The sequence below is a fragment of the Gammaproteobacteria bacterium genome, from assembly GCA_015709615.1.
Lineage (GTDB): Bacteria > Pseudomonadota > Gammaproteobacteria > Burkholderiales > Nitrosomonadaceae > Nitrosomonas.
This window is the reverse complement of the sequence record CP054179.1, coordinates 2078547-2091490: the sequence shown is the minus strand read 5'-3', so window position 1 is coordinate 2091490 and position 12944 is coordinate 2078547. Positions and strand designations below refer to the sequence as shown.

The following is a 12944-nucleotide window of genomic DNA, read 5'->3' as shown; positions in this document are numbered from 1 at the left end:
TTATTTACCATTCTTGATAATACGAGCCATCCAAAGCTCGCCCGGTATAACCGCTCTGAACATCGTAAACGCCCGATTCCGTTTCATTTTTAGGTGGAATTTCAATCCAGGTTTTATCGCTTTCGGTAAAAGGATCTTTCGGTATGCTGCGCAAATACCGTTTATCGACCAGTTCCGCCAAATCGATGGGATACTTGCCAAAATCCGAATAAAATTGATCGATGGCATTGCGCATGACACCGAGATCCTGGCGCAAAACCGATTCTTTGGCTTTGTCGATGGAATTAAAATACTTCGGCGCGACAATGCTTAACAAAGTCGCAATGATCGCCATCACCACAAGCAGCTCGATCAAAGTAAAACCTTTACATTGACTTGCTCCGGACATGCTCATCACCACTCCCGGTAAGGAATGCCGTTCAGACCGATGGCTTCCGAACGTGAAAAAACGTCATAGACATCATCACCTTCTTTCGGACTGTCCCACGGACTTTCATAACTGCGTTTGCCCCAAGTATCCGCAGCCGGAGTCGCCGTGACACCAGCGACATCCAGTTCGACAAACATCGGATCGCGGGGTAGGCTGCGCATAAAATAAATCACCTTTTTATCCGGACTCTTGATATCCGGCACGCCCATGAATAATTCCTCCAATCTCGGAGGGTAGCCGGACTCATCCGCTTTCTTCGCGATACGCCCCTCGTCCGTCGCTTGCTTGTATGCGTCAATCGCCGACCGGATCTGCCGCAAAGCAACGCGCAATTCCTGCTCTTTCTCGCGCTTCACCATGAGCTCCCGCAGAGGCAACGCGGCTGTCGCCAGAACAGCCATGATAACCACCACGATCATTAATTCAATCAGCGTGAATCCATTCTGCCGCACAAAAACTCTGAATACAGCCATGACCGGATTATTTGATACTGATACTGGCGGGCGGCGGCAACGTCACTTCCGCCGCTTGACCATTTTCCATATCTTCCGCAGTTGCGTTCTGGATATTGATCTCTGTCGTGCCCGGATTTGCGGCGATCACCTTGAAACGTAACTGTGCAGCCAAACCGGAAGCTTGATCCTTGCCTAATTTAATCGTGCGCGTTCCCGATTTATCACCGCCGTCCAACGCTTCTAACGAACTGGACTCATAAGTTAATTGCAATTCGCTGTTGACGGTCGCTTTTGCACCCACCAGCCGGACACTGACCGAAAATTCCTTACCCAAACCGACATTGGCCGGTGCTTGCAACGTAAGCGCCGGCGAAGAAGATGGTGAAGATGCCACACTGGCGAATGGATTGGGTGGTGGCGCCCCGCCTTCCGAAGGAGCGAAAAAAGCATCTACCGGCGCCGCACCCCGCCCTGCCCCGCCTACCGGCGCAATCGACAAGGATTGCGCTGCCGTTTTTTTGATCGCTACCGGCAATTTACCTGCTTCGCTGGCGGTACCGAAGTGGTATTCGCTTTCAAGATTGGTCGGTCGTGGAATATTGCGCACAATCCGCGGCGTAATGAGCAGTACCACTTCATTTCTTGAACGCTCGATATCCTGGTTGGATGTCAGTCGATCCAGTCCGGGAATATTCAATAACCCAGCCAGACCGCCGATTTTTCTTGTTTCCCGGTTATCAATCAGACCTGCTATAACCTGTGTCTCACCGTCTTTAATCGTGAGAATGGTTTCGGCATTCCGGGTACCGACACGGGGAGCAGTCGCTCCGCTTGGACCGGTGATCGTCTCTAACAATGAGCTTACTTCCAGAGTAACCTTTAGCGTCACATCGTCGTTCAATCCGATGCGGGGTTCAACGTCCAGCTTAACACCCAAATCGATAAATGTCGGTGTCGAAGTGACGATTGCCGTTACACCCGGTTGCACATTAGCTGTGAAAAAGGGCTGCTTGGTGCCGACATGGATTTTTGCTTTTTCCTTGTTATTAACGCGAATTCTTGGGTTGGCCAGGATATCGCCGGTCGATAAATTGTGCATGAAATCGATTTTTGCCTGGCTGGTCATACCGAAACTTTTCAGACCGGAAAAACCAAAGTTACTCAAGAGCGCTGCCGGAGCGGCCCCAGCAACCGCAGATCCTGCATAGTTGAATTGCAGCGATTGAGGAAAATTGGGACCCAATAAGAATTTGTTGGTACGCGCAATATCCAGAATCATGACTTCGAGCATGACCTCCGGCTCAGCGTAATCGTTTAAGCTCACCAGCCTTTCGGTTAAGCGAATCGCCTCAAGCGTATCACGCATGATGAACAAATTAAGTTGCTCGTTGACATAGATATCCTTGGCCTTGACGATACCTCTGATCATGGCGACCATTTGTTTGACATCGGTATGCGCCACTTGAAAACTTTTCACGACTAATTCTTGATAATCTTTTTGTTTCGCCGGTGTATTCGGATAAATCAATAATGAATTACTGTTCAACACCTTATAAGCAAGCTGATTGGTAGTCAGAATTAGTTTAAGAATATCTTCGATGGTATTCTGCCGGACAAAAATGGATATTTTCGTTTCTTGGCGAATATCCTTGTCGAACACAAAATTAATACCCGCCGTGCGGGACATCAGCTCAAATACTGATTTCAAGTCGGTATCCTTGAATTCCATTGTGACCGCTTTTTTGAAAGCGGACTCCAATGCCAAATCAGTCACTTCGGGCCGGGATAATCGCAAATTGATTTCTGAGATCAACTGGCGTGCATGGGATTGCTGGGAATTTTCTTGTAATACGGCGCGCACGAGTGTTTCCGCTTGCGTAACGTCACCGCGCTCCAGCAGTGCTTTTGCAGTTTCAACTTTAGCGATATGACGGCGTTCAATCTCGATTGATTCGATGCCTGCTTTGGCGCGTTCATTGAAGGGATAAAGATTTAGAACACGCTGATAAGCTTGCACCGCACGCTCCAAATCACCGGAAAATCTAATGTTATCAGCTTCAAAGAGCAGCTTGGCAATCGTTTCTTCGCGCAGCCGTAGCGATACTGTTTGAATTTCCTGATTGTCAGGCTCTTCACGTTGCGCTTGCTCCAACTTCGCCAGACCTCGCTCCAGTTGACCTTGCTCGATCAGCTTTTTTCCTTCATCAAACGCATAATTCCGGGTAAAGAATGTTTTGTTACTGATTGCGCACCCTGACATCGACACAAGCAAAATGATAAAAACAACGATTCTCCAGCTTTTCATCGGAACGTTCCTGCGATCTTGTTGTTGATAGTGAGCGTCTGCTTTATATTGAGCGGTAGATACGTGACGGTAACCGTGCTGTCATTGATCGAATCCAGCCGGTATTGACTGTTAATTTTTCCGCCCACCTTGGTGATGTGATTTTCTCCCGATTGCGACAAGAAGACCCAGGTTTCATTGTCGGTAACCGCCTTGCCGCTGTACTTGAATTGTAGCGGCGGTGCGGTTGGCGCAGGCGGCGGAGCGGCTTTCTTGGCCTGTTCCGCCCGCGCGATTTGTTCTTCCAAACTGACTTGCGGTTGTTTCGGCGCCCAGGTTGTCGATGCAAACAGCTCACCCGCCAGCGGACTGAATTTTCTTTGCCCCAGTTTACCGACATCCAGCAGCTCCGGGCCGCTTTCTTGATTTCTCGCCCGATCCCGGCTATTGCTTGCCGTCTTTGCCGGTTGCACGGTTTCTACGATACCGGTCGCAGCGTCTTCCTCTTCTTCAACCAGCGCCACGGCGATTAACGTTGCGATCAATGCGCCGCCCAAAATCAATTTCCGCTTTTTCTCAGCCTGATCCATTGCTTATTTGTTTAAGTACAGATTAATTTCAAGACGAACTTCAAGTCTGTCGGACGTGATGTTTTCGCGCTTAAGCGCAATTGCGGAAATGGCCATGGCGGGAACAGTCTCTAACGCCGCCGCCATGAACGCGCGAATCTGCGGATAGCGGCCTTTTACTGGCAAGATCATTTCGTAGCGCGCCAAGCGCGCGTCATTTTCATTAACCAAGCGGTATTCACTACTGTTGAGTTCCACGTCGTGTTTCTTGGCCAACTGCACCAGCTCGCGAATCCAGAAGGGCGACGAATCGATGCGCGGAAAGAAATCGTAAAACACTTGCAGCGCCTGATCACCGCTTAATTTTTTCCCGCTTTCCATCTCGCCTTGATTTTGCTTTGCCTGCTCCTGCATTTGCAGCGTCTCAGCGCGTTCTTTCAATTTCTGCAAATCGGATTGTTGCGGTAAAAGCGCCGAGAAAAAATAGATCGTAGTTACCACAATGAAACCTAAACCGGTTTTCCCGATAACACCGAGACGGCCCGCCTGCCAACGTAGTTGCAGCATCCATCGATCAAGCTGAGTTTGAAGTGCTGCGGTCTTCAAGAAACTTGCATCCATGCTGCGGTCAGAAGAAAAATGATCGGCCGGTGCGGGCTATCTTGTTTAATTTTATAGTTTAACAAATGTACATTCTCAAAAACCAATTCACGTTCCAGCGCTTCGACGAAATCGAGCAGTTCGGCCATGCTTTTGGCTTCACCACTGATGCGCAAGGTGCGGTTGCCCACGTTCGGTTGCAAGGATAATAAGGCGATTTGCTCGGTCGCCGCGTGCTCGATGGCATCGAACAAAGTTTCCCAAGGCAAATTGATTTGATCCAATATCGCATTGGCTTGCGTGATTTCCTTGCGGATTTCCTGGCTGTATTCTTTCACCCGCGGAGCCGCCCGGAAACGTGGCGCGGCTTTTTGCTGCTGTTGTTTTTCCAGGCGCTCGACGCGATTCGTCCAATAATTCACTTCTTCCGTTACTTGCCGGTATTGCCAAAATACCCCGGCCAGCACCAGCAAACCGATCAGCAGCAGCGCAAAATCGATATGCGGGGCCGCTTGACCGCGATCGGGAAACTTAAGCTTCAAGCGCGGCATGATTCAACCTGTTGTCATCCATCTGCGCAGATGGATAGTGCGCCGGCGCCGGTATCTTTCCCGCCGGCAGCGGAACGATAAGCCAGCCGCAGTTCTGTGGCAGCGCCAAATCCGGATGCTGCGGCGCGAATAGAAAAACCTGTTCAAGCGTCGCTTTATTGCCGGACAAAACGGCTTCCTGGTCCAGCGCAGCGAGCAACTCATCCGCGACCCCGTGCACAATGCGCTGATTGCGGATGCTGTGCCAGACGCCGTCAATCTGGGTGGAAATGCACATCCGTCCGGTCTCCACCACCGCACAATAGGTTTTATCGCTATTCAGCAAATTTTGCCAACGATCGTAAACGGATGCGAAATAAGGTTCGACTTCTGTGAGCGTGCAACTCAACCGCGCAGCCGTTTTTTCCAGCGCCGTCATCAGATCGCACGGAATCGCCGCGCACACTGCACCAGTCAACGGACTCCATTCACTGACGCTGAGCACCCAGACATCAACGCGCTCGGCATAAACTTCGCGCATGCGAAAAGCGGCATACGAATTCACTTCCTCCGGTGTCATGATTTCCGCTTGCGGCGGCAGCGTCACATAACGCACAAAGTGATTGGATAAAGTGATCGATAAATTGGTGCCGGATACATCGATCAGGTGTTTTTCCAGTTGCTGCAGCGCTGCCTGCCAAACCGATGCGCCTTGCACAGGCTCACACTGCACTGTGACTTTGGCCACCTGCACCGGCTTGAAGCCGCGCGTGGTACGAACCCAGCCGATTTGCCCGGGTGCCAGAAAAACTTGCAGCTGATCACGCCACAATGGTGACACGATTGGCCTCCTCCAAGCTGGTTAATCCTTGTTTGACCATATCCAAAGCCGCCTCGCGCAGAAAGCGCGTACCGTTTTTCCGGGCCGCTTCTTTGATGCGGCGTATCGGTTCCTGAGCAACGATCAGCTCGCGAATTTCATCGTTCAACAGCAGAATCTCGGCGATGGCGTTCCTTCCCCGGTACCCGCTGCCACGGCATTGGCCGCAGCCTTTTCCACTGCGGAAGTTGAAATGGTTTGCATCGTCCAAAGAAATTCCGGATTCTTCGATCACCTTTTCATCCGGGCGCTCATCGACCGCGCAATGCGGGCATAACAAGCGCACCAGGCGCTGCGCCAGAATCCCGTTCAGGGCGGATACGAAACTGTAAGGATCCACGCCCATATGCGCGAACCGGCCGATGACATCGAATACGTTATTGGCGTGCACCGTGGTAAAAACCAAGTGACCGGTCAACGCCGCCTGAATGGCTATTTGCGCCGTCTCGGCATCGCGGATCTCGCCGACCATGATTTTGTCCGGATCGTGCCGCAGGATCGAGCGCAAGCCGCGCGCGAAGGTCAATCCTTTTTTCTCATTCACCGGAATTTGCAACACACCCGGAAGCTGATACTCGATCGGATCTTCGATCGTGATGATTTTGTCGTCGCCTCGATTGACTTCGGAAATCGCGGCGTACAACGAAGTCGTTTTACCGCTGCCGGTCGGACCGGTAACCAGCAGCATGCCGTAGGGTTCCGAACTCAAGCGGCGGATGCTGGCGATTGCAGCCTGGCTGAAACCGAGCTGATTCAGGGTCAATCCCTCGATATGATCGGATAGCGCTTGGCGGTCGAGAATACGCAACACGGCGTCTTCGCCGAAAATGCTCGGCATGATCGAAACGCGGAAATCGATCTCGCGCCCCTGGATGGAAATCTTGAAGCGCCCGTCCTGCGGTACGCGGCGTTCGGCAATATCCAGCTCGGACATCACCTTGATACGCGAGATGACTTGCTCGGCCAGATCGGCGCCTTGAATCACACCGATCGAACTCAATACGCCATCGATGCGGTATTTTATCGACAAGGCATTCGCGGTCATTTCCAGGTGAATATCGCTAGCCTGCGATTTATGCGCGTCGTACAACGTGGAGTGCACCAGCCGCACCACCTGGCTGGTGCCTTCGTTGATGCTCTTTAACGATAAATCTTCGATGCCGCTTTGGATTTTATCCAGTTCGGTGGAAGGCAGCACCTGATCCATGGCGCGCATGGTTTTTTCCTGCTGCGTGAAAAAAGCGCTCAGGTCGGCCGGATGCACCAGGTACCACGACACCGCAACGTCAAAACGCTCTTCCGCCCATGCGCGCAATTTGCTGGAAAATGGGTTGCTGACGGCAAACAGATAGTTCCGCTCGTGACGGAATAACGCGCATTCATGCATCATGGCTTCGCCGAACGGCAGGATATCGAAAGCGGGACTGAGCGCATGGATCGCTTTCATATCCAGTACCGGCATATGTAACAGCTGTCCGAGCTGCTGGATGAGTTCGTCGGGTGTATAAGCGCCTTTTTCTTCCAGGATCTGGATAACGGAAACACCCTGCTCGAAGGCTTTTTGCCGTGCCGCAGCCAGATGGCCGATATCCATCGGCGGCTTGCTTTCGGATTGCATAGCCGCTTCCATCAATTGATACTTCCTGCCAATTCGAATATGGGCATATACATGAGAATAATAATTCCGCCAATCACGATACCGATAACCGCCATCAGCAGCGGTTCAATCAATTTGGTTGTCCACTCAACCCAACGGGCGATTTCCTCGTCGTGAAAATTGCCGATCCGTTCCATCATATCGCCCATCAATCCGGTTCTTTCGCCGACGCGGAGCATGCGATTGCCTACCGCGGTTGTCAATCCCTCTACTTCCATCGCAGTGGAAATCGTTTTACCTTCACGGATATGTTTAGCAGCGGCAGCGACTTTGGGCCGGAAATGCACTTGCAGCAGCCCGCTGACCATGTCCAGCGCTTGCGTGATCGGTATGCCGCCACGTAACAGCATACCCAGCGTTTTGTAAAAACGCGCCAATTGATAAACGCGCATGTGTTCACCGATCGCCGGAATACGCCATAATAATTGCAGCATATTGGCGCGAAAGGTCTGCCGGCTCACTGTGTATCCTGCCGCAACCAGCATGGCTACAGCGGCAATAGCCAATTCCCAGCCGCGCTCATGCACAAAATGCCCCCATTTAATCAGCAGCAACGACAGCCACGGCAAATCGCTGCCCATATCGTCATAAATAGCGCTGAATTTCGGCACCACAAAAACCATCAGAAAAATAGAGACCAGAAAGCCGATGACCAATAACAACACCGGATAAATCGATGCGCCGACCAACTTCTTACGCACAAAATCCATCTGCGTCTGGTAAGTGATAAAGCGTGTCAGTGCCTCGGCCAGATCGCCGGTGCGTTCACTGGCGCGAACCGTAGCGATGTAGAGCGGCGGAAATGCTTGCGGAAATTCCTCCAGCGCTTGCGAGAACGTTACCCCTTCATATAATCTGTCGAGGATAGTCTGGATAATTTTGCGGTTACCGCCGTCCTGTTCTTTTTCCAGCAGCGTTTCGATGCTTTCCACCAAACTCAAGCCCGCAGTTTGTAACGACAGCAATTCCTGGCTGAAGTGAACCAGCGGAAAATGGCTCTTCGCTTTCAGCGAAAAACCCGAGAAGCTGCGACGTATGCTTAGCACCATACCGCCTTGTTCAGTCACCTGACGGCGGGCTTCCTCCTCACTGTTCGCTTCCAGCTCAAGATGCACGGTGCCTTGCCCGGACATCACGGCTTTCACTTCGTAACGCATCGCGGGCGTTTACCAGTTCGTTATGTCAGCCGCCTCGCCTTCACCGCCCGGCTGTCCATCCTTGCCATAAGACAGCAAATCAAACTCGGCGCGTTCACCGGGATATTTGTACACATACGGGCGCCCCCACGGGTCGGCTGGCGGCAGTTTGGATAAATACGGGCCTTGCCAGCGCGCTTCGTTGCTCGGGCGATTGACCAGCGCGGCCAAGCCTTGCTCAGTTGCCGGGTAGGTTCCCACATCCAAGCGGTATTGATGCAATGCCTTTTCCAGCGCATCGATTTGCGCTTGCGCCATTTTAATTTCCGACTTGCCGACTTGAGAAAAATACTTAGGCCCGACATAGGCAGCCAGCAAACCGATGATCACCATCACCACGAGTAATTCGAGCAGTGTAAAGCCACGCATGGCTTTTGCCTTTTGTTGCTCAAACAAATGCATCATATTCGTTCCTTAACAAAAAAGATTTTTGATTCCCTACAGATACGCCACTAAATTCACATTGAGCTTTACATGGTAAGTTGCTTATTTGACAGGGTCAAGAAGGCAACTATCACAAACAAGGAAGATTTTACCGCTTCTCCGCAATCAAAAAAGCGCTTAAGAACTGCTGCATTCGCCGCCATGTTACCTTGAAATGAGACCCAGAATGCGCTTCTATCATTGCCAATTGCATTTTTCGCTCGATTTTTTCTGGCCAACATCGGCTGTCCGCCTTCCCCAAGTTTCCTAGCGCCGCAAAATCGCCCACCAGCGGCCGATATTGAGCAGCGTCATCAGTGAAGCGGCAACATACGTCCACGCTGCGGCACGCAAAATCCTGCGCGCATGCGGCTCATCCCCTGGGATAAGATACTTGCCTTGTTCCAGCATCGGCAATGCGCGCGAAAAACTGGCATGCAGCTCCATCGGTAGCGTGATCATATGAATAACCGCCGCGGTTCCCAGTGTTAACAGACCGCCCGCAACAAACAAAGCACCCGCAACCGGCGCACGCGTCGCAACCGTGATGACAGGCGCAATCATCAAAATCGCCGCACCCAATTTCTCCGCCGGAGCTGCTATCTGAACCAAGCGCGTTCGCAACTTCAGCGGCACATAACCATCCCGATCCTGAATGGCGTGCCCGACTTCATGCGCCGCCACTGTAATCGCGGTTAGCGATTTGCCGTTAAATTTATCCGCTGTCAGGCGCACCGCTTTTGCTATCGGATCATAGTGATCGCCCTGTTCCGACACTTCAACCGTCACTGACTGTAAATTGGCCCAATCCAGCAGAATGCGCGCCAGTTCGGCACCTGTGCCCGGATAACGGTCATCGGGATGACTGTATTTTTCCAGGGTATGCTTAACCCAGTAGGAAGGTCCCACGATAAGCGCGGCAAAGACAGTAATCAGTATCAAATAAAGCATAAACCTGAGATAACCGCATGAATAATTGGTTCCACACGGAATTTACCGGTCATCTCACGCACCGCCCGGTAATATCCCTGTAAATCAATTATCGGGAAATATCCGCAAATTATACCGCTTGCCTTGGGATGAAACGACAATAAAGCGCCGTATCGAGTCCCGAGAATAGCAGCAAAACCATTCTTTTGATTACCTGATCAGAGCAATCAAAAGGTGCTATTTATTTGTTCCGGGATGTGTTTCATAACCGGATCATCAAACGATCGCAAAGCCGCTATAATCGATCGGAACATGCACGGCTCGAGATAAAATGGTTAACGATCCGACAGATACCGGTTTAAGCAGCGCTGAAGCAGCGATCCGCTTGAAGCAACACGGCGTAAACGAAGTCAAGCCCGTCAGACAGCGCTCCGTCCTGATGCAGTTTCTCGCGCATTTTTATAATCCGCTGGTCTTGGTGCTGCTGATTGCCATCACCATATCCGCGCTGAATGGCGACGAGATCAGCGCGTTGATCATCGGTGTCATCATTCTGCTAAGTGTCACACTGGATTTCATTCAGGAATACCGTGCCGGCCGGTCGGCGGCAAAATTAGCGGCGCAAGTCGCCGTTACCGCGACCGTGCTGCGTGACGGCGAATTATCCGAGATTCCGGTGACCCGGCTGGTGCCGGGCGACACTGTCTACTTGTCGGCTGGAGACCTGATCCCGGCGGACGGTCAACTGCTCGACGCGAAAGATCTCTTCATCAACCAATCGCAACTGACCGGAGAACCCTATCCGGTCGAGAAATATGCGGAAACTCCGGCGGATCCCGATCCGTGGGATATCGAAGCAAAATCCGCGGTATTCATGGGCAGCACCGTGATCAGCGGTTCCGCCCGGATGCGCATTACCCGCACCGGCCAGGCGACCGCGCTCGGACAAATCGCCGGCAGCTTGGAAAAGAAACCGCCGCCCACCGCGTTTGAACTCGGCATCCGCCAATTCGGCATGCTGATCATGCGTTTTACTTTTCTGCTGGTTCTGTTCACCTTGCTGGTCAATGTTGTGCTGCATCGTCCCTTGCTCGACTCGTTCTTGTTTGCCGTGGCACTGGCGGTTGGTTTGACGCCCGAATTATTGCCCATGGTGGTATCGGTCACGCTGACCCGCGGCGCGCTGCGCATGGCCGCTCTAAAAGTCATTGTCAAACGGTTGTCGGCGATCCAAGACATGGGCGCGATGGATATTCTCTGCACCGATAAAACCGGCACGCTGACGGAAGCGAAAATCCGCCTGGAACGCCATGTCAACGCCCAAGGCCGGGAAACGCAGCGCGTCTTGGAGCTCGCCTATCTCAACAGTTATTTTGAAAGCGGACTGAAAAGTCCGTTGGACGACGCCATTCTGCTACACCGTGAAATCGCCGCCGCCGGCTGGAAAAAAATCGACGAAGTACCGTTTGATTTCGAGCGCCGCCGCGTATCGGTGCTGGTGGAGCGCGCAGAAACCCGTATGTTGGCGGTCAAAGGCGCGCCCGAAGATATTCTCGGTCTTTGCACCCAGTATGAAGATGAAACTGGTGCCGTTGCTCCCCTGGATGAAACCGCGCTGCAATCGATCAACCGGCTGCTCGATCAATTGGGAACCGACGGTTTCCGGGTACTCGGCATTGCCTGGCGCAAGGTGGCGCCGGATCATGCCTATGCCGTCGTCACCGATGAAAGTGAGTTGGTGTTCTGCGGTTTTGCGGCTTTTCTGGATCCGCCCAAAGTCAGCGCCGGCCCGGTCCTGGCCGCGCTGCAAGCGAGCGGCGTGCAAGTGAAAATCCTCACAGGAGATAACGAACTGGTCACGCGTCATGTATGCAATCAGTTGAATTTGCCCGTCACCGGCGTGCTGACCGGAAAAGAAATCGCCGCCATGCAGGACGATGCATTGCTTGCACGCGTGGAAGAAGTCAATCTGTTTTGCCGCGTCAATCCGGCGCAAAAGAACCGGGTGCTCTTGGCGCTGAAAGCGCGCAAGCATGTCGTGGGCTATCTCGGCGACGGCATCAACGATGCCCCTTCGCTGCATACCGCCGACATCGGCATTTCGGTCGCCGGCGCGGTGGACGTGGCCAAGCAAGCAGCCGCCATGATCATGCTGGAGCACGATCTCAAAGTACTGCACGCCGGCGTCATCGAAGGGCGGCGCACCTTTGGCAACGTGATGAAATACATCATGATGGCGACCAGCTCGAACTTCGGCAATATGTTCAGCATGGCCGCGTCGACACTTTTTTTGCCGTTTCTGCCGCTGTTGCCGTTGCAAATTCTGTTAAACAATTTACTGTACGATCTGTCTGAAATCACCTTGCCGATGGACAATGTCGACCGGGAAGATCTGGCGCAGCCGAGTCAGTGGGACATGAATTTCATCCGCAATTTCATGATGACCATCGGCCCGATCAGCTCACTATTCGATTTCGTTACTTTTTATTTGCTCATCGCCGTATTCGACGCCGATGAAACCCTGTTCCGCACCGGCTGGTTTGTCGAATCGATCGCCACGCAAGTGCTGGTTATTTTCATCATCCGGACGCGGCGCAATCCTTTCTCCAGCCATCCGAACCGCTGGCTGACCGTTACTTCGCTGAGCATTGTGGCGATCGCCATGCTGCTCCCGCTGAGTCCGCTGGCGGAATATCTCGGCTTCACGCCGCTGCCGACGCTGTTTTTCGGGTTATTGACCGTTCTCATCTGTGCTTATCTGCTCGCGGTTGAATACTGCAAACAGTGGTTCTACCGGCGGTTGAACAATTTCCCGCGTAAACCGTTCAACGCGTGAGATCCAACAAAATGTCAAAAACCGTTTTTCGCAGCCGTTGAGTGCTTTCTCACGTTGATTAACAATTACCGGCAGAACATTTTGTTTTAATCTTCATCATGCTAATCTCTACTTTATGCCACATTCAGCCATGTTTAACCGCCATCTGCATTAA

Annotated in this window: 13 protein-coding genes; 1 reads left to right on the top strand and 12 read right to left on the bottom strand. The window is 52.3% G+C overall.

Features of this window, described 5'->3' with window-relative positions:
• Positions 1-4: 4 nt before the first annotated feature.
• The 12 genes from HRU77_10095 to HRU77_10040 form a co-directional block, all read right to left on the bottom strand.
• The gene (locus HRU77_10095) at positions 5-388 is read right to left on the bottom strand and encodes a prepilin-type N-terminal cleavage/methylation domain-containing protein (protein ID QOJ22130.1); all 384 of its coding nucleotides are present in this window, start codon (positions 386-388) and stop codon (positions 5-7) included.
• Positions 389-393: 5 nt separating this feature from the next.
• A complete protein-coding gene (locus HRU77_10090; protein ID QOJ21013.1) occupies positions 394-903 on the bottom strand; it encodes a type II secretion system protein in 510 nt (169 codons plus the stop codon).
• Between the two features lie 7 nt (positions 904-910).
• The gene (locus HRU77_10085; GenBank protein ID QOJ21012.1) at positions 911-3190 is read right to left on the bottom strand and encodes a secretin and TonB N-terminal domain-containing protein; all 2280 of its coding nucleotides are present in this window, start codon (positions 3188-3190) and stop codon (positions 911-913) included.
• Positions 3187-3759: a hypothetical protein gene (locus HRU77_10080; GenBank protein ID QOJ21011.1), complete on the bottom strand. Its 573-nt coding sequence runs from the start codon at positions 3757-3759 to the stop codon at positions 3187-3189. The genes HRU77_10085 and HRU77_10080 overlap by 4 nt, the downstream gene beginning before the upstream one ends.
• A gap of 3 nt (positions 3760-3762) precedes the next feature.
• Positions 3763-4359, bottom strand: coding sequence for a hypothetical protein (locus HRU77_10075; protein ID QOJ21010.1), 597 nt, complete (start codon positions 4357-4359; stop codon positions 3763-3765).
• Positions 4341-4889: a PilN domain-containing protein gene (locus HRU77_10070; protein ID QOJ21009.1), complete on the bottom strand. Its 549-nt coding sequence runs from the start codon at positions 4887-4889 to the stop codon at positions 4341-4343. The genes HRU77_10075 and HRU77_10070 overlap by 19 nt, the downstream gene beginning before the upstream one ends.
• A complete protein-coding gene (locus tag HRU77_10065) occupies positions 4870-5709 on the bottom strand; it encodes a hypothetical protein (GenBank protein QOJ21008.1) in 840 nt (279 codons plus the stop codon). Before HRU77_10065 ends, HRU77_10070 begins: the two co-directional genes overlap by 20 nt.
• Entirely contained in the window at positions 5690-7378 is a 1689-nt protein-coding gene (gene tadA, locus HRU77_10060) for a Flp pilus assembly complex ATPase component TadA (GenBank protein QOJ21007.1), read from the bottom strand. The genes HRU77_10065 and tadA overlap by 20 nt, the downstream gene beginning before the upstream one ends.
• On the bottom strand, positions 7378-8562 hold the full coding sequence (locus HRU77_10055) for a type II secretion system F family protein (GenBank protein QOJ21006.1): 1185 nt from the start codon (positions 8560-8562) through the stop codon (positions 7378-7380). Before HRU77_10055 ends, tadA begins: the two co-directional genes overlap by 1 nt.
• Positions 8563-8571: 9 nt before the next feature.
• Positions 8572-9006 (bottom strand): type II secretion system major pseudopilin GspG, encoded by a 435-nt coding sequence (gene gspG / locus HRU77_10050; protein ID QOJ21005.1) that lies wholly within the window; start codon positions 9004-9006, stop codon positions 8572-8574.
• Between the two features lie 65 nt (positions 9007-9071).
• Positions 9072-9266, bottom strand: coding sequence for a hypothetical protein (locus HRU77_10045; protein ID QOJ21004.1), 195 nt, complete (start codon positions 9264-9266; stop codon positions 9072-9074).
• A gap of 25 nt (positions 9267-9291) precedes the next feature.
• Entirely contained in the window at positions 9292-9975 is a 684-nt protein-coding gene (locus tag HRU77_10040; protein ID QOJ21003.1) for a zinc metallopeptidase, read from the bottom strand.
• Positions 9976-10285: 310 nt separating this feature from the next.
• Here HRU77_10040 and mgtA point away from each other — a divergent pair, with 310 nt between their 5' ends.
• Positions 10286-12790, top strand: coding sequence for a magnesium-translocating P-type ATPase (mgtA, locus tag HRU77_10035; protein ID QOJ21002.1), 2505 nt, complete (start codon positions 10286-10288; stop codon positions 12788-12790).
• Positions 12791-12944 lie beyond the last annotated feature (154 nt).